We start from the raw sequence: 17,865 nt of genomic DNA on the forward strand, positions 1-17,865 counted from the left end.
AAAATTTTGCAAAATCTGACCGCTTGCAAGGTAAAGAATGGGCGAAATGATAGCACGAAAGCGGTTTTTGGGTTATCATTCGGCAATTTTTTTATCTAGCAACTTTGACCTGAGGGATCTCAAATGAGTGAAAAATATACCAACGAAAAATATATCGTAACCTGGGATATGTTCCATATGCACGCACGCAAATTGGCGGAACGCTTATTGCCAGCGACACAATGGAAAGGCATTATCGCCGTGAGCCGTGGCGGTTTGTTCCCAGCGGCGGTGTTGGCACGTGAATTGAACATTCGCCACGTGGAAACCGTCTGTATCGCCAGCTACGATCACGATAGCCAAGGCGAATTAAAAGTGTTGCACGCAGCAGCTGGGGACGGCGAGGGCTTTATCGTGGTGGACGATTTGGTCGATACGGGCAACACCGCGAAAGAAATTCGCAGAATGTATCCAAAAGCGAAATTCGTAACGGTTTTCGCCAAACCGCAAGGTGCGCCGTTGGTGGATGATTATGTGATCGATATTCCACAAGAAACGTGGATCGAACAGCCGTGGGATTTGGGAATCGTGTTTGTGCCACCTCTCGCGCGTAAATAAGATGAGTTTAGGTAATCTTTACATCATTTCCGCCCCGAGTGGGGCGGGTAAATCTTCGCTGATCAATGCGTTGTTGGCGGATTTGCCCCGTTCCGAAGTGCAACTCTCGATTTCGCACACTACTCGTTCGCCACGTCCAGCCGAGCAAGAGGGCGTGCATTATTACTTCACCAATCACGATGAATTTAAGTCATTGATTGAACAAGGGCATTTTTTGGAATGGGCGGAAGTGTTCGGCAATTATTACGGCACTTCATTACCGATGATCGAAAAAAGCCTTGCGGCGGGAATCGATGTGTTCCTCGATATTGACTGGCAAGGGGCGAGACAAATTCGCGAAAAAGTGGCAAATGTGAAAACCATTTTTATTTTGCCACCGTCCAAAGCGGAATTGGAAAAGCGTCTGATCGGGCGTGGGCAAGATTCCGCCGAAACTATCGCCAAACGAATGGCGGAAGCGGTGTCAGAAATGAGCCACTACAACGAGTTTGATTATGTGATCGTCAATGATGATTTCCAAACCGCATTGGGCGAATTAAAGAGTATTTTAATCGCCGAGCGGTTGAAACAAAGCTCACAAAGCGTGCGGCATCAAGACTTAATCGCACAACTTTTAGCCTAATGAATGATCGTTCATTTTGAACTAGCAAGGGAAAGCATATTTGAGTAGAATATGCTTTCTTTTTATTTATCCACCCCATTCCAACAGGAAAGCGAAATGAAATTAACTAAATTAGCCCTTTCAATTTCGTTCAGTTTGGTGCTGTCAGCCTGTACCACCACCCTTGAACCGAAAATGAGCCAAGACGGCTCAATCGAACAAGCCCAAGAAACCTACCAACAATACGATGAAATCACCAAACAATACCGTATTAACGAGCAATGGTGGCAAGGCTACCGTGATAGCCAGCTCAACCGTTTGATCGATACTGCAATGGCGAACAATATCAACCTCGCCAAAAGTGCGATTGCGGTAAACAAAGCCCTCTACAACGCTAACCTCGTGGGGGCAAACCTTGTGCCAACATTTAGCGGTTCAGGTTCAAGTTCCATTTCAAAAGGCTTAGGCTCAACCTCAAACCTCGTTTCCACGGGCGTATCCAACATAGCCAACCAAGCAGCTTTCAATTTAAGCTACACCCTTGATTTATGGAAACGCCTTGCGGATTCAGCAAGTGCCGCCGAGTGGGAACACAAAGCGACAATGGAAGATTTGAAAGCGACCCGATTGTCGATCATCAATTCCGTGGTTACCACCTACTACCAACTTGCCTACTATCGTGATGCGATCCGCATTACCGAGCAAAGCATCAAAAATTACGAGCAAATCAATCGAATTCTCGTGAACAAACTCAACGCAGGGGCGATTGACCGCTTGGCGGTGGATCAATCCCAACAAGCGATTATCGCTGAACGCAATAACCTCGTGAATTTGCGTACCAACCAAAAAAATGCGGAAAGAACCCTACGTAACCTGTTGAATTTAAAGCCAAACGACCCGCTTGGTTTGCGTTATCCGAGTATTCTTAGCGTGAAATTGCAGGGCGTTGATGTAAACGTGCCAGTTTCCGCGATTGCGAATCGCCCAGATGTGGTTGCCGCATTGCAACGCCTGCAAAGTGGCTTCAAAAGCCTGACCGCAATGGAAAAAAGCTGGTATCCAACTATCACCCTCGGGGCGGGCTTATCAAGCAGTGCCAGAAAAGTGCACGACACGCTGGATAACCCAGTCGGCAACGGTTTAATTTCGGTGAATTTACCGTTCTTAGATTGGAATCGTGTGCAAAATAACGTGAAATTGTCGGAAAACGACTACCTTGCCACTCGCCTCAACTACGAGCAAGTGATTACCAGTGCGTTAAACGAAATCGACAATTACTACTACGCTTATCAACAATCTAAACGCAACCTCGCCAACTTGCAGAAAAAATATGATTACGATAAACGCATCAGCAATTACTACAAAAACCGCTACCAACAAGGCGTTGCCGAGTTCCGTGAGTGGCTAAATGCAATCAACACCGAACGCAATTCTGAACTCGCGATCATCAACGCCAAATACACCATTTTGTCGAACGAAAATGCCGTGTATCAAGCAATGGCAGGGAAATATCGCCGTTAATTGAGGGCAAGGGGGGGTAATTTCGTAGGATCGCACCGCTTGTTGCCTGCTCCCCTTGTCAGCGGGAAGATCTTGCAATTCCTTATATTTCAAATTCTTGCACGAATAAAATTCCCCCGTCATTTTGCGTTGAGCGGTTTCGTGAATTTCAAGGTCAATTTGTATTGTTTGAGCCAGCTTGCTGGCGAGTTTACAAATTGACCGCAGAAATTAGAAACAAGCGAAACATCAGCAAAATGCTCGGGGGCGTGTTTCTTTGGTTACTTTCTTTGCACGAGCAAAGAAAGTAACAATCTCAAACAAGCGGTTAGATTTTGTAAAAATCCCTACCGATACTCAAAAATCACCCTCGGGGTGAGTTTAGTAATCAACTCATAACTAATCGCCCCAATCGCAGTGGCGACTTCTTCGATCAGCAGTTCTTCGCCCCAGAGGATCACTTCATCGCCCACTTTGTCTTGGCTGTCTGCACCGAGATCGACGGTCATCATATCCATTGACACTCGCCCGACAATCGGCACTTTGCGACCATTAATAAACACGGGCGTGCCAGCAGGGGCGTTGCGGGGGTAGCCGTCGCCGTAGCCGATTGCCACCACGCCGAGCTTGGTGTCATGGGGGCTAACCCACGCACCGCCGTAGCCCACGGGTTCGCCCGCTTTATGTTCTCTCACTGCGATCAGCGAAGAGGCGAGGGTCATCACGGGTTTGAAGCCCAAATCGGTGATCGGGGTGCTGTGGGGGGAAATGCCGTGCATAATAATGCCAGGGCGAATCCAGTCGTAGTGAGCTTGTTTCCAATACAAAATACCGCTTGAAGCGGCTAAACTGCGTAATTCGTGGTAAGGGGCGGTGGCTTGCTCAAAGGTGGCGATCTGTTTTTCGGTGTAGCCACAATCGAGTTCGTCCGCACGGCTGAAATGGCTCACGAAATTGACGCTTTTCACCAGCGAACAGGCTTTCAAACGTTGATAAAACAGCTCAACTTGCTCGGGGTGAATCCCCAAGCGGTGCATTCCCGTGTCGATTTTTAGCCACACATTGACGGGGAAATAGATACGCGTTTTGCGTTTCCAAAAACTTTTTTGCTGTTCCGCCTCTTGCTCTCGGGCGACCGTTTCTAACAATTCCAACTGCTCAATGCAATGCACCACCGTATCAAAACGGCGAGAGAGGGTTTTGAGCAATTCGCCACGGTCGAAAAAGCCCTCGACCAGCACAATCCGCCCAGCGTAGCCACTTTCTTGAATTTCCAACCCCTCTTTGAGACGAGCCACGCCGAAGCCATCGACCAAATCTTCAATCGTTTTCGCCGCAGGCAATAAGCCCTGCCCGTAGGCGTTGGCTTTAACCATTGCCAACACGTTACATTGGGGGGCGAAAGATTTAATCAGTTGAATGTTATGGCGAAGTGCGTTGCTGTTGATGATTGCTGTTGCTGGTTTCATTTCGGTTATCTGTTTCAAAAAATAGGCGAATTATACGCTTGAATGGCGGAAATGAAAAAGGGATAATTTCGCCCATTGTCGATTTGCAAAAGGTGTTGCAATGCTTGAATTACTTCACGAACTTAAAACGGAAAAATTAATTTCAGAATTGGATTATCAATTCGCCAAAATGATTGATAAAAAACAGCAACCTTACGATTATGCCGAAACGCCACGAAATTTGGCGGTGTTACTGAGTGCGTTGGTGTCGTTCAATGTGATGAAAGGCAACACGGCGGTGCGTTTGCACGGGGCGGCGGAAATGAACCTCTTTGATTTGAAAGGCAAAAAAGCCAGCCAAGAGCGGGATTTTCTCAGCGAGATTTGGCAAAAAATCGGCAAAATCTCACCCCTTGAATGGCAGTCTGCATTGCAAAATCATATTGCGTTCAGTCAAGATCCGAGCCAGATCGCCCCAATGCTATTCCAAAATGGTTTGCTCTATTTTTATCGCTACTGGAAAGCGGAAAATCGGGTGGCGAATTATCTGCAACAAGCGGTCAGATCCTCGCCAATTTCCAGCGATATTGAGCAAGATCGAGCCATTTTGGCTCAACTTTTTCCGCACAAAAATCCCCAAATCGACTGGCAAAAAATCGCCGTTGCCACCGCCTTAACCAAAAATTTCTGCCTGATTTCAGGCGGGCCTGGCACGGGCAAAACCTACACAGTGGCACGTTTGTTAGCCGCGTTGCAACTGAAACTCCTCAAACAAGATTTGCCCCTGCTCAAAATCGCCCTCGCCGCCCCGACGGGCAAGGCGGCTTCTCGTTTGAAAGAGTCGATTTCATCGAGCGTGCAAGGGCTGGATTTACCGCAATCCCTCAAAGATCAAATGATCACCGAAGCCTCAACCATTCACCGCTTGTTGGGGATTCGTCCGTTGCAGGATCTGCCGAAATATCATCAAAAAAATCCGTTGCATATTGATCTGTTGGTGGTGGACGAAGCCTCGATGATCGACCTCACCCTAATGGAAAAATTGATGAATGCCCTCAAACCCACCACCAAATTGGTGCTGTTGGGCGACAAAGATCAGCTCGCTTCGGTGGAAGTTGGCTCAATGATGGGGGATTTGGGATCATTCCTTGCCCAAGGATACAGCCCCGCCCATTGCGACTATTTGCGAGCCGTAACGGGCGAGGCAATTGAGCCGAAACAGGCGAATGTGCTGCCGATTTGCGATTCCCTCTGCCACTTGGTTTACAGCCGCCGTTTTGGCGAACATTCGGGCATCGGCAAGCTTGCCCGAGCGGTGAATGCTCAACAAGCGGTCGGATCGTGGCAAATTTTAAATGAATCTTTGGCGGATCTCGCCCTTATTGCTTACCCTGAACAAACTCAATTTGCCGATGAACGAAAATGGCAACAGCATTGTGTGGCAATGGTGGTGGATAAGGCGGTTGAGCTTTATCGCCGCTACCTTGATTTGGTTAAAAAACGGGTAAAATCCCCCGAAAAAGTGGACGTCAAAGCGATTTTTGAGGCGTTTCAACAGGTGCGTTTGCTCTCGGCATTGCGAGTGGGGGAATTAGGGGTAGAGCGATTAAACCAAACCATCGCCGAAACCTTGAAAAAAGAGGGGTTGATCTTCTTTCAGCAACCCCGTGAAAACTATTTCGGCAAACCGATTTTGATTACCGAAAACAGCCCGCAACTGGATATTTTCAGCGGCGATATTGGTATTATCCTGCCCGATGAACAAGGCGAAAGCCGTGTTTATTTCAATCAAGGGGAAACCACCTTCCGCTCAATTTCTCTCAACCGCCTGCCAGAATATGAAGTGGCGTATGTGATGACGGTGCATAAATCGCAAGGCTCGGAATTTGACCACACCTTGCTCATTTTACCCCTCAAAGCCAACCCGATTCTAACCAAAGAACTGATCTACACTGCGATCACCCGTGCCAAAAACCAATTTACCCTATTTGGCAACGAAAAAATCTGGAAACAGGGCGTGAGAACGGAAATTGAACGCCAGAGTGGGTTAAGAGAGCAGTTGGGGGTTAGGGAATAATCATTGCAAGCGGTGGGATTTCTCAAAATTTGATAAATCCTACCGCTTGCAATCGTTAGGCCTTCCGCCAAGTCGTGCCGTTTGCACCGTCTTCGAGGACGATGCCCATTTCGGTGAGTTTGTTGCGGGCTTGGTCGGCGGTTGCCCAGTCTTTGTTAGCTCGGGCTTCGTTGCGTTGTTTGATTAACGCTTCGATTTCGGCGACTTCATCGCTGTCCGCTTCGCCTTGTAAGAAGGCTTCGGGCTGTTGATAGAGCAAGCCGAGGACGCCTGCTAACTCTTTCAAACGCACGGCTAAACCGTTGGCTTGGCTTGGGTTTTCCGCTTTTAATTTGTTGATTTCCCGGGCAATTTCAAATAATACCGCAAGAGCGGCAGGGGTGTTAAAATCGTCATTCATTGCGGTTTTGAATGCGTCCACATAGTGTTCGCCACCAATGGCTTCGCCTGAGAGGTCGCAGCCACGTAGGGCGGTGTAGAGGCGTTCGAGTGCCGAGCGAGCCAGATCAAGGTTCTCAATGCTGTAATCGAGCAAGCTACGGTAATGGGCGGTGAGGAAGAAGTAACGCAAACTTTCCGCATCGTAAAGCCCTAACATATGGCGGATCGAGAAGAAATTGCCGAGGGATTTCGACATTTTCTCTTTATCAATCGTCAACATTCCCGTGTGTAACCAATAATTGACATAATCACCACCGTTGGCACAGCAAGATTGAGCGATTTCATTTTCGTGGTGGGGGAACATCAAATCCGAGCCACCGCCGTGAATATCAAAATGTTCGCCCAATTCTTTGCTGTTCATTGCGGAACATTCGATGTGCCACCCAGGGCGGCCTTTGCCCCACGGTGAATCCCAGCTCGGTTCGTTCGCTTTCGACATCTTCCAAAGCACGAAATCCATTGGATTTTGTTTGACGCTTTTAATTTCAACCCTTGCCCCCGCTTGTAGCTGTTCGAGATTTTGGCGAGATAACGCCCCATATTTGGCGAAACTTTCCACCTTAAACATCACATCGCCATCTTCGGCAACGTAGGCGTGGCCTTTGGCGAGCAGGCTTTCCACCATTTTGATGATTTCAGGAATGTGCTGGGTGGCACGGGGTTCGACATCAGGGCGAAGAATGTTGAGATCGTCAAAATCCTTGTGCATTTCGGCGATCATTCGATCCACCAGTTGATCGCAAGTTTCGTTATTTTCTAAGGCACGTTTGATGATTTTGTCGTCCACATCGGTAATGTTACGCACATAACGCAAATTGTAGCCAAGATAACGCAAATAGCGTGCGATCACATCAAAAGAGACAAAGGTGCGACCGTGTCCAAAATGGCATAAATCGTAAACGGTTACGCCACATACATACATTCCCACTTGATCGGGGTTAATCGGTTTAAATTCTTCTTTTTCTCGTTTGAGGGTGTTATAAATTTTGAGCATTTTGACCTCTAAATATATTGCTTAACGCTAAAATAGTGGAAGTATAGCGAAGAAAGCGGTGGGATCGTGAAAAATTTTTGCAAAATTTGTTTTGAATAAATTTTTTTTATGAAAAAAATTAGTTCTATTTATTTTGAGCGTTTGACAAATGGCGGCTGTTGCTCTATATTCAAATTCCGTCAATTTTTTACACAACAGTAACAATTTAGGAGAACGAATGGAACCCATCGTACTTAATGGCTACCATACGCTTATTGCAGCAACACTCGTGTTACTACTCGGGCGTTTTTTTGTAAGCAAAATTAAATTTTTACAAGATTTTAATATCCCAGAAGCCGTTGCCGGTGGTTTATTTGCCGCAGCGATTATCTTCTGCTTATACAAATTTGGTGGCATCACGTTCAAATTTGAATCTTCCCTACAAAGTGCCTTTATGTTGGCATTCTTCTCATCCATCGGGCTTTCCGCCGACTTCTCTCGCTTAAAACAAGGCGGTTTACCACTCGTGATTTTCCTTGTGGTGGTAAGCGGTATGATTATCGTGCAAAACGTGATCGGCGTGAGCTTGGCGACTGTATTGGGCTTAGATCCATTACTTGGCTTGATTACTGGCTCAATAACCCTCACGGGCGGACACGGCACAGGTGCAGCTTGGGGTAAAATTTTTACCGAAAAATATGGCGTAGCCGGTGCAGTAGAAATGGCAATGGCGGCGGCAACGTTTGGTTTGGTTGCAGGTGGTTTAATCGGTGGTCCAGTGGCTCGCCGTTTAGTCAATAATATGAAATTGACCCCGAAAAAACACGTTGCGAAGAAAGATGTGGAAGAAAAATACAGTGGCGACACCTTTGAAGATAAAGGCAACGTTCGCTTTATTACCGCCACCTCAACCATTGAAACAATGGCATTATTCGCGGCGTGTTTAGCGTTTTCTTCGGTGATGAAAGATCTTTTCCCAAATAGTGGTTTACCACAATTCGTGTGGGCGTTAGGTTTCGGCGTGGTATTGCGTAACGTTTTAACCCTCGTGTTTAAATTCGATATGTTCGACCGTGCGATTGATGTATTCGGCAACGCCTCACTAAGCCTGTTCTTAGCGATTGCGTTAATGAGCATTAAACTTTGGGAACTCTCAGGTTTGGCAGGTTCAATGTTGATTATCTTAATCGTACAAACTATCGCAATGGTGCTTTATGGCTATTTCGTTACTTTCCGCGTTATGGGAAGCAACTATGATGCTGCCGTGCTTACCGCAGGACACTGTGGTTTCGGTATGGGTGCAACCCCAACCGCCGTAGCAAATATGCAATCGGTAACTGAAACCTTCGGCCCTTCACACAAAGCGTTCTTAATCGTACCGCTTGTTGGTGCATTCTTCATCGACTTCATCAACTTCGGTGTGATTACTTCCATTGTGAATTTCTTGCGTTAATTGAAGTAAAACATAAAAGATAAAAAAAGCGAGCATTTGGCTCGCTTTTTAATGTTTTTTTAATCTAAAAAAACAAGGGACACATTTGTGTCCCTTTTTGATCGATGTTTAATTAGAAAATGTTAATCGCGAAAGCTACGATCATTCCGAGTGAAAGTAGCACGGCTAACATTGAATAACCAAAAGTACCCATTTTTTGTTCCTCTTTTGTCGTTAAAAAACAGGGCTATTTTAAGCGGATTTTTGCAAAATGCAAATTAGCCTTTGGATTTTCTGGCTAAACCGAGGGCGAAAATGAGCAAGCTCAGTCCGTAAATCAGTAGGTTGCCCGTTTGGCTGAATAGGGTTTGCCCTTTGGCTTGGTTGATTTGAGTGTTTAGCACGGTGGCTTCAAATTGTGGGATTTGAGCCAGCACTTTGCCGAATGGATCAACCACCGCTGTTACCCCTGTATTGGTTGAGCGAATCAGCGGTTTGCCGAGTTCTAAGGCACGCATTCGTGCCATTTGGAAATGTTGCCACGGCCCGATTGAAGTGCCAAACCACGCATCGTTAGAAATGGTCAGCAGATAATCGGCATTTGAGGCTTTTTGGTTTTGTTGCACTTGGTCGCCGAAGATGATTTCGTAGCAAATCGCCATTGTGAAACGTTGCTGTTTGGCGATCAGCGGTTTTTGGATAAATTCCCCCGCCGTGAGATTCACGGGCAGCACAAACACTTCCCGCAAGAAATCAAGCAGGTTGCCGAACGGCACATATTCGCCGAATGGTACGAGGTGGGCTTTGTTGTAGCGAGGGGTGGTTTCCATTACATAGGGCTGTTGCGGATTGCCTAGCACCACCGCACTATTGAACAATCCTTGCGAGCTTTGGTGTAGCGTGCCGATAATCACTTCACTGCCACGATTCGCCCCCGCTTGTTGAATTTGTTGTAACAGCGGTTGGATACGAGATTCCACATCGGGAATGGCGGATTCGGGCAAAATAATCAGATCGCTTTTGCCGATCAGCGGTTTAATCAGATCCACATAGGTTTGCACCGTGCTGTTAAAAAACGCAGGATCCCATTTCATTTTTTGTTCGATATTGCCCTGCACAAGGCTCACCGTAAGCGGTGCGTTCGTGCCGTTTTTATCCCATTCGATAAATTGAACAAAGCGAGAGCCAAAACCAGTAGCGATCACAATCACAAAGGTCGCCAGAGCGGTTCGCCACTGGGTTGAGTGTTGGGCGGATTGGGTAAAAATTCGCAATAAGTAACCGCTTGCAACCACCACAAAAAAGGTTACGCCTTCCACCCCAAAAATCGGGGCGATGTTGGCGAAAGGGCTGTCGATTTGGCTGTATCCAAATTGTAGCCACGGAAAGCCGGTAAACACCCAGCCACGCAGGTATTCAGTAAAGGTAAACAGGCTTGCCAGCACGAATGGATTTTTCAAGCCGAAGCGGTGGGAAATAAAGGTAAATAACAAGTTGTAAAGGGATAAATAGCACGCCAAGCCGAAAACGGCGAGGTAGCTGACGAGTAGCGGCACATCGCCGAATTGAATCATACTGACGTGAATCCAGCTAATCCCAAAACAGAAATAGGCGATTGACCACGCAAAAGTCCCCCACATTGCCGTTTTGCGGGTGGGGCGAGTAGCGACCCAAATCAACCCTGCCACTGAAAGATAGGAAAATGCCCAAAGATCAAAGGGCGAGTAAGCGAGAACGCCCAATCCCCCCGTGATTAACCCCACAATGCAAGGGGTAAGATTTTGAAAAATTTTGCTCTGTTTCATTTTTTCTCACAAAAAAATCTCTCACCGCAGTGAGAGGATTTGATTATTCATTTTCTTTTTCGGCTTTCTCTGCTTTTTCAGCTTGGCGTTTTTCCATTCGTTCAAGTTGCTCGTCTGAAACGGTGGCTCGCAGTTGGATTAAACGGCGACTGTCGGCAGAAGTTACTTTAAAATCAATGCCTTGCAACTCAATTTGTTCCCCTCGTTGCGGTAAATGCCCGAACGCTTGCATCACTAAACCACCGATAGTATCCACTTCTTCATCGTCAAATTCGGTGGCAAAAACCTCGTTGAATTTTTCAATGTCGGTCAAGGCAAGTACCGCATAAGTATGGCGAGAAAGTTGGCGGATTGGCTCAACTTCTTGCTCGTCAAATTCGTCCTCAATGTCGCCGACAATCTGTTCCAAAATATCTTCAATGGTTACTAAGCCTGAAATTGCCCCAAATTCGTCCACCACCAACGCCATATGAAAACGCTCGGAACGGAACTCTTTTAACATTCGATCCACCCGCTTGCTCTCTGGCACAATCACCGCAGGGCGAAGAATGGCTTTCATCTCAAAGGGTTCAGAATCGGAACGCAGATATTTGAGCAGATCTTTGGCGAGCAGAATGCCTTGAATGCTGTCTTTGCCGTCATTGAGCAGGACGGGAAAGCGTGAGTGAGCGGATTCAATAATGGTGTCCACGCAGGATTCAAGGGGCTGATCGATATTGAGCGAAATAATTTGTGGACGCGGGATCATAATATCTCGCACTCGCAATTCGGCGATCTCGATCACGCCCTCGATCATCTCTTTGGTATCGCTGTCGATCAGCTCGTTTTCGGCGGAATCGCGGATCACTTCCACCAAATCTTCACGGTTTTTCGGTTCAGATTGAAATAAACCACCAAATAACGATTGCATCAGCGATTTTTTTTCTGTTAGGTTTTGTTGTTCGTCTGCCATTGTATTCTCTTGTTTTATCGGTTTTGGGCGGGAAAATTAGCATAAATTCGCCCGTTTGATAATAAATTTTTATTCCTATTTTGTTGAAATTGGCATAGCATAGACAGCGTTTTTGACAATTTACTCACTTTCAAGGGGATATTTTATGAAATTAGCAAAAATCGCAATGGGTTTAACCGCATTGGTAGCAACCTCTTTCAGTGTGGCTGGGGGATTGAAAGCCTCGTCAAGTGTCGATATTTTGGCGTTTGACGGGGTAGAAGTGAAGAAAAATGCCACGTTGCAAATCAACGATAACAAACCGCATCAAGTGGTGGTGAGCGTTTCTCAACTGATTGATAACAGTTATTTTTCGACTGATCCGATTGTGCTGACCTTTAACGGCAGTAACGAAGATACTTTAATTTTCGTGCCTGATTTCAACAGCAAATTTGAGGCGGAAAAATATCGCAGCAAACCGACTTTCCAAATCAAAACCGCTTCTGGCAAAGTGCTTGAACATAAGCAAGATTACCTCAAAGGCGAGGGTTTTGCCCCGAATAGCCGTATTGAAGATAATTTGGCGAAATATAATGCCAGCAAAGCCATTGCTGCCGTGCCTCCCTTTACCAACGCAACTTGGGAAAAAAATGATCGCATTGTGGTGCAAACTAGTAACGTAACGGAAGAGCAGTTGCAGCTACTATTCAAAAAAGCCGACAAAGCCACCCAAAAACGTTTCTTAGAGTGGGCGAAAAAGCAGTAATTTTCCCATTATAGAAATAAACCCAATCGAATGATTGGGCTTATTTTTTGTTACAAGGGGTGGGATTTTTTTAAATTTATAAAAGAATGGGACGCCAGCGTGGCGTCCCTACGTAGGGTCGCGATGTTCGCGACCCAAATTGATCTGCCCCCGCCTGCGGGGGAAGTACCGCCGTTAGATAGGGCTACAAGCGGTTACTTCGTACCGAAAATCTTATCCCCTGCATCGCCTAAGCCAGGCACGATGTAGCCTTGTTCATTGAGATGGCTGTCGATTGAGGCGGTGTAGAGTTCGATATCTGGGTGGGCTTTTTGTAGGGCTTCGATCCCCTCTGGGGCTGCAACGAGAACAAGAACTTTGATTTGCTCGCAACCCGATTGTTTTAACAAATCAAGGGTGGCGATCATTGAGCCACCCGTTGCTAACATTGGATCGACCACAATCGCTAAACGCTCGCTGATGTCGTTGGCAAGTTTTTTGAAATATGGCACGGGCTGTAATGTTTCTTCATCACGGTAGATCCCCACCACGCTGATTCTCGCACTCGGAATGTGTTCTAGCACACCGTCCATCATTCCTAAACCTGCACGCAAAATCGGCACAACGGTTACTTTTTTTCCTTTGATACGGTCAATGCCAACTTTGCCGCACCAGCCGTCAATTTCAACGATTTCCGTTTCCAGATCTTTGGTCGCCTCATAGGTCAAAAGGCTTCCGACTTCGGTGGCAAGTTCACGGAAATCTTTGGTGCTAATGTCGGCGGCACGCATTAAGCCGAGTTTGTGTTTAACAAGCGGGTGTTTTACTTCAACAATTTTCATACCTTTCTCCTATGAGTGAATAAATTGGCTAATTTTAAGCGAGATAGCAAAAAATACCTAGCGTTAAATCAAAGATTCGGCGATTAGCGGAAAAAAATGGTTTGCCATTTTGATTAAAAATGACGATTGAAAATTGATTTTTAATTGTCTTTTTTGATTGATTTGATAGTTTTACAACAGATCGCCAATCCATAATAATGCCGCCGTTATGATTTTTTACCACCCAACATAAAGGAAATTGTTATGTCTTCTAAATGTCCATTTCATCACACTTCTTTAACGATGAATAACGGTGCGCCTGTGGTTGATAACCAAAACAGTTTAACCGCAGGTCCGCGTGGTCCTTTATTAGCCCAAGATCTTTGGCTTAATGAAAAATTGGCAAACTTCGTGCGTGAAGTGATTCCAGAACGCCGTATGCACGCCAAAGGTTCAGGTGCGTTCGGTAAATTTACCGTTACCCACGACATCACCAAATACACCAAAGCGGCAATTTTTAGCCAAATCGGTAAGGAAACCGAATTATTCGCACGTTTTACCACCGTAGCAGGCGAGCGTGGTGCAGCGGATGCCGAGCGTGATATTCGTGGTTTCGCGGTGAAATTCTACACCGAGCAAGGTAACTGGGACTTAGTGGGTAACAACACCCCGGTATTCTTCTTGCGTGATCCGCGTAAATTCCCAGATTTGAATAAAGCGGTAAAACGTGATCCTCGCACCAATATGCGTTCGGCAACAAACAACTGGGATTTCTGGACGTTATTACCAGAAGCATTCCACCAAGTAACGATTGTAATGTCTGATCGTGGTATCCCAGCCAGCTACCGCCATATGCACGGTTTCGGCTCGCACACTTATAGTATGATCAATGCGAACAACGAGCGTTTCTGGGTAAAATTCCATTTCCGCACTCAACAAGGGATCAAAAACCTCACAAATGAAGAAGCGGCGGCGATCATTGCTAACGACCGTGAATCACACCAACGTGATTTATATGAATCAATCGAAAAAGGCGACTTCCCGAAATGGACACTTTTCATCCAAGTAATGCCAGAAGAAGACGCAGAAAAAGTGAATTTCCACCCGTTCGACTTAACCAAAGTGTGGTCGAAAAAAGATTACCCATTGATTGAAGTGGGCGTAATGGAATTAAACCGCAACCCAGAAAACTTCTTTGCCGATGTGGAACAATCTGCGTTCGCCCCAAGCAACTTAGTGCCAGGGATCAGCGTTTCGCCAGACCGTATGTTACAAGCTCGCTTGTTCAACTACGCCGATGCACAACGCTATCGTTTAGGCGTGAACCACCACCAAATCCCTGTGAATGCACCTCGTTGCCCAGTTCACAGCAATGCCCGTGATGGTCAAGGTCGTGTGGACGGCAACTACGGCTCAACCTTACACTATGAGCCAAACAGCTTCGGTCAATGGCAAGAGCAAGCTCAATTCGCTGAGCCACCACTCAAAATCAACGGCGATGCCGCCCATTGGGATTACCGCCAAGATGATGCAGACTATTTCAGCCAACCGCGTGCCTTGTTCAACTTAATGAGCGATGCGGAAAAACAAGCGTTGTTCAACAACACTGCGGCAGGAATGGGCGATGCGTTAGATTTCATCAAATATCGCCATATCCGTAACTGCTACTTCTGCGACCCTGCTTACGGCGAAGGCGTGGCAAAAGCATTAGGAATGACCGTCGCTGACGCAATGGCAGCCTACGCAACTGATCCAGCAATGGGACAACCCGGTTTATTAAAACCGAATTTCTAATTCCCTTAGCGTAAATAAATTAAGCCCCTATATGGATGTAGGGGCTTTTTTTATTTTAGATGAAAGGAAAATGATTTTATCGGAAATACAAAAAAACGCTTATTACAAGCGGTGAGTTTAGGGAAAAAATCTAATGGAATGATTTGGTGCCTAGGGTCGGACTCGAACCGACACGGTTATTCACCGGCGGATTTTGAATCCGCTGCGTCTACCAATTTCGCCACCCAGGCACGAGGGCAAGTAATTTTTGAAATGTAATTTGGTTTGTGTTCCGTGCTGTGGAAAACGGGTGTATTCTAGCGAGTTCAAACGCTAAGAGCAAGGATAAAATTCACAAAAAAATTTGATTGTTGAATTTTTCTGCGTTTTGCTTGCAAGGTTATTCACAATCTCTGTGGATAACTCTGTATAAAACTTTTGAAAAAGGGATTTATCCCCTTGATTTTATTGATTTTTATTTTGCCAAAATCGCATTGATGAAAGAAGCACCAATTTTTGTGGGTGGTATAAAAATTCATCGGGGCGATTTTGCTCAAAATAAACCATTCTATAATTTGGCAAAAAATGCTATATTTCATCCGTTTTTGACTTTGAACCAAAAGAGAGACTATGGCGGATTATAAAGAAATTACCATCGCCCTCGCAGGGGTGTGCCAAGCGGCGACTTTGGTGCAACATTTTGCCCAAAAAGGCTCGGCGGACAGTGCCGTGTTCGAGCAATCCCTCAAAAGTTTATTGGTAACGCAACCTGAAAATACCCTCAATGTGTATGGCGATCAGCTCGCCCATTTGAAGACGGGGCTGGAAACAGCACTCGCCCAATTTGGCGGCGGCAAAGACGGCAAACTCGACACCGAAGTCGGGCGTTATTGGATCAGCTTACTCGCATTAAGCCGTTTGCTCGACCAAAATCCCCAAGCGAAAACCGAACTCGCCCAACGTCTCACCCAAATTGAACGCCAACTTCCCCTCTACGACAATCAGATCCTCAACGAACAAATTATCAGCAATTTCGCCAGCATTTACAGCGACATCATCAGCCCCCTCGGCAACCGAATTCAAGTGTTCGGCAAGCAAGATCTACTCGCTCGCCCCGATATTCAGGCACGCATTCGTGCCGCGTTATTGGCGGGCATTCGGGCGGGGATCTTGTGGCACCAAGTGGGTGGCACACGCTGGCAGTTATTGCTTTCACGCCGTAAAATTTTTAACACCACAAAATCTTTCTATCAATCTATCTTTGGAGAATCTCAATGGAATTAACCGCTCTCACGGCTCTTTCGCCGATTGACGGACGCTATCAAGACAAAGCCACCGCCCTTCGCCCGATTTTTAGTGAATTTGGCTTGTTGAAATTTCGGGTAACAGTGGAAGTGCGTTGGTTACAAAAACTCGCCAGCCACCCACAAATCGGCGAAGTGCCACAGCTTTCCGCCGAGGCGACCGCCTATTTAGATCAAATCGTGGCGAATTTTTCCCTTGCGGACGCCGAGCGAATCAAAACCATTGAACGCACCACCAACCACGATGTGAAAGCGGTGGAATACTTCCTCAAAGAAAAATGCGAAAGCGTTGCCGAATTGGCGAAAATCAGCGAATTTATTCACTTCGCTTGCACCTCGGAAGACATCAACAACCTTTCCCACGCCCTAATGCTCAAAACCGCCCGTGAGGAAGTGTTATTACCACAATGGCAGACCTTGATTGATGCGATTGCAGCCTTGGCGAAAGCCTACCAAAACGTGCCATTGCTCTCTCGCACCCACGGTCAGCCAGCCAGCCCGACCACCCTCGGCAAAGAAATGGCGAACGTGGCGTATCGCCTCAAACGCCAATCTCAACAACTGCAACAGCTTGAAATTCTTGGCAAAATTAACGGTGCGGTGGGAAATTATAACGCTCATCTATCCGCTTACCCTGAGATTGATTGGCACTCATTCAGCCAAGAATTTGTAACCTCACTCGGCGTGAATTGGAATCCGTTCACTACCCAAATTGAACCCCACGATTACATCGCCGAATTTTTTGATTGCGTGGCACGTTTTAATACGATTGTGATCGACTTCGACCGTGATCTCTGGGGCTACATCGCCCTCAACCATTTCAAACAACGCACTGTCGCTGGCGAAATCGGTTCAAGCACAATGCCACACAAAGTGAACCCGATTGATTTTGAAAACTCAGAGGGCAACCTCGGCTTGGCAAATGCAATTATCGGGCATTTAGGGGCGAAACTGCCGATTTCTCGCTGGCAGCGTGATTTAACCGATTCAACAGTATTGCGGAATCTTGGCGTGGGCTTGGGCTATGCGTTAATCGCTTACGCCTCAACCCTCAAAGGGATCAGCAAATTAGAAGTAAACGAAGCCCACTTGCGTGAAGAATTGGATCAAAACTGGGAAGTGTTAGCCGAACCGATCCAAACCGTAATGAGACGCTACGGCATTGAAAAACCATACGAAAAACTGAAAGAACTCACGCGAGGCAAACGGGTGGACGGCGAGGGAATGAAAGCCTTTATCGACACCCTCGAAATTCCTGCTCACGAAAAAGACCGCCTCAAACAGCTTACCCCAGCGAGCTATATTGGTTATGCGGTGGAGTTGGTGGATAAGTTGTAAGTGTGGGACAAGCGGTGGGATTTTCGAAAATTTTCGTAAAATAATCATCGAAGAAAAAATATCCCCCGTCATTTTGCGT

At 46.4% G+C, this 17,865-nt stretch carries 15 protein-coding genes and 1 tRNA gene; 10 read left to right on the forward strand and 6 right to left on the reverse strand.

What is annotated here, in order from left to right:
• Window positions 1-123 precede the first annotated feature (123 nt).
• From gpt to tdeA, 3 genes are all read left to right on the forward strand, one after another.
• Window positions 124-597, forward strand: a complete 474-nt coding sequence (gpt, locus tag B0187_RS02235) for a xanthine phosphoribosyltransferase (protein WP_078236241.1) — start codon at window positions 124-126, stop codon at window positions 595-597.
• A 1-nt stretch (window position 598) separates the two neighbouring features.
• A complete protein-coding gene (gene gmk / locus B0187_RS02240) occupies window positions 599-1,219 on the forward strand; it encodes a guanylate kinase (RefSeq protein WP_078236242.1) in 621 nt (206 codons plus the stop codon).
• A gap of 96 nt (window positions 1,220-1,315) precedes the next feature.
• Window positions 1,316-2,719 carry a toxin/drug exporter TdeA gene (gene tdeA, locus B0187_RS02245; RefSeq protein WP_078236285.1) on the forward strand — a complete coding sequence of 468 codons (1,404 nt, stop codon included), beginning with the start codon at window positions 1,316-1,318 and terminating at the stop codon, window positions 2,717-2,719.
• A 326-nt stretch (window positions 2,720-3,045) separates the two neighbouring features.
• Here tdeA and alr read toward each other — a convergent pair whose 3' ends face one another.
• Window positions 3,046-4,167 carry an alanine racemase gene (alr, locus tag B0187_RS02250; RefSeq protein WP_078236243.1) on the reverse strand — a complete coding sequence of 374 codons (1,122 nt, stop codon included), beginning with the start codon at window positions 4,165-4,167 and terminating at the stop codon, window positions 3,046-3,048.
• A gap of 100 nt (window positions 4,168-4,267) precedes the next feature.
• On the opposite strand from alr, the gene recD reads away from it, so the two are divergent.
• The gene (gene recD / locus B0187_RS02255) at window positions 4,268-6,223 is read left to right on the forward strand and encodes an exodeoxyribonuclease V subunit alpha (protein WP_078236244.1); all 1,956 of its coding nucleotides are present in this window, start codon (window positions 4,268-4,270) and stop codon (window positions 6,221-6,223) included.
• Window positions 6,224-6,278: 55 nt separating this feature from the next.
• On the opposite strand, the gene cysS is transcribed toward recD, so the two are convergent.
• Entirely contained in the window at window positions 6,279-7,658 is a 1,380-nt protein-coding gene (cysS, locus tag B0187_RS02260) for a cysteine--tRNA ligase (protein WP_078236245.1), read from the reverse strand.
• Between the two features lie 217 nt (window positions 7,659-7,875).
• On the opposite strand from cysS, the gene gltS reads away from it, so the two are divergent.
• Window positions 7,876-9,090 (forward strand): sodium/glutamate symporter, encoded by a 1,215-nt coding sequence (gene gltS / locus B0187_RS02265; protein WP_078236246.1) that lies wholly within the window; start codon window positions 7,876-7,878, stop codon window positions 9,088-9,090.
• Window positions 9,091-9,347: 257 nt separating this feature from the next.
• Here gltS and lnt read toward each other — a convergent pair whose 3' ends face one another.
• Together lnt and corC are read right to left on the reverse strand one after the other, a co-directional pair.
• Complete coding sequence (gene lnt, locus B0187_RS02270) at window positions 9,348-10,874, reverse strand: apolipoprotein N-acyltransferase (protein WP_078236247.1); 1,527 nt, start codon at window positions 10,872-10,874, stop codon at window positions 9,348-9,350.
• Between the two features lie 43 nt (window positions 10,875-10,917).
• Window positions 10,918-11,826, reverse strand: coding sequence for a CNNM family magnesium/cobalt transport protein CorC (gene corC / locus B0187_RS02275; protein WP_078236248.1), 909 nt, complete (start codon window positions 11,824-11,826; stop codon window positions 10,918-10,920).
• Window positions 11,827-11,971: 145 nt separating this feature from the next.
• Between corC and B0187_RS02280 the strand changes: the two genes are divergently transcribed.
• Window positions 11,972-12,571: a DUF2057 family protein gene (locus tag B0187_RS02280; RefSeq protein ID WP_078236249.1), complete on the forward strand. Its 600-nt coding sequence runs from the start codon at window positions 11,972-11,974 to the stop codon at window positions 12,569-12,571.
• A gap of 194 nt (window positions 12,572-12,765) precedes the next feature.
• Here B0187_RS02280 and upp read toward each other — a convergent pair whose 3' ends face one another.
• Entirely contained in the window at window positions 12,766-13,392 is a 627-nt protein-coding gene (upp, locus tag B0187_RS02285) for a uracil phosphoribosyltransferase (protein WP_078236250.1), read from the reverse strand.
• Between the two features lie 243 nt (window positions 13,393-13,635).
• Between upp and B0187_RS02290 the strand changes: the two genes are divergently transcribed.
• Window positions 13,636-15,165: a catalase gene (locus B0187_RS02290; RefSeq protein WP_211272697.1), complete on the forward strand. Its 1,530-nt coding sequence runs from the start codon at window positions 13,636-13,638 to the stop codon at window positions 15,163-15,165.
• Window positions 15,166-15,309: 144 nt separating this feature from the next.
• On the opposite strand, the gene B0187_RS02295 is transcribed toward B0187_RS02290, so the two are convergent.
• Window positions 15,310-15,395 (reverse strand) — tRNA-Leu (locus B0187_RS02295).
• A 141-nt stretch (window positions 15,396-15,536) separates the two neighbouring features.
• Here B0187_RS02295 and B0187_RS02300 point away from each other — a divergent pair.
• Genes B0187_RS02300 through purB form a run of 3 tightly spaced genes read left to right on the forward strand, consistent with a single transcriptional unit; the run spans window position 15,537 to window position 17,786 of the window.
• Window positions 15,537-15,788: a hypothetical protein gene (locus B0187_RS02300; protein ID WP_158078215.1), complete on the forward strand. Its 252-nt coding sequence runs from the start codon at window positions 15,537-15,539 to the stop codon at window positions 15,786-15,788.
• Window positions 15,775-16,428 carry a high frequency lysogenization protein HflD gene (gene hflD / locus B0187_RS02305; protein WP_078236252.1) on the forward strand — a complete coding sequence of 218 codons (654 nt, stop codon included), beginning with the start codon at window positions 15,775-15,777 and terminating at the stop codon, window positions 16,426-16,428. Before B0187_RS02300 ends, hflD begins: the two co-directional genes overlap by 14 nt.
• Entirely contained in the window at window positions 16,419-17,786 is a 1,368-nt protein-coding gene (purB, locus tag B0187_RS02310) for an adenylosuccinate lyase (protein ID WP_078236253.1), read from the forward strand. Before hflD ends, purB begins: the two co-directional genes overlap by 10 nt.
• The last annotated feature ends 79 nt before the right edge of the window (window positions 17,787-17,865 follow it).

The sequence above is a fragment of the Haemophilus paracuniculus genome, from assembly GCF_002015115.1.
GTDB lineage: Bacteria > Pseudomonadota > Gammaproteobacteria > Enterobacterales > Pasteurellaceae > Haemophilus_E > Haemophilus_E paracuniculus.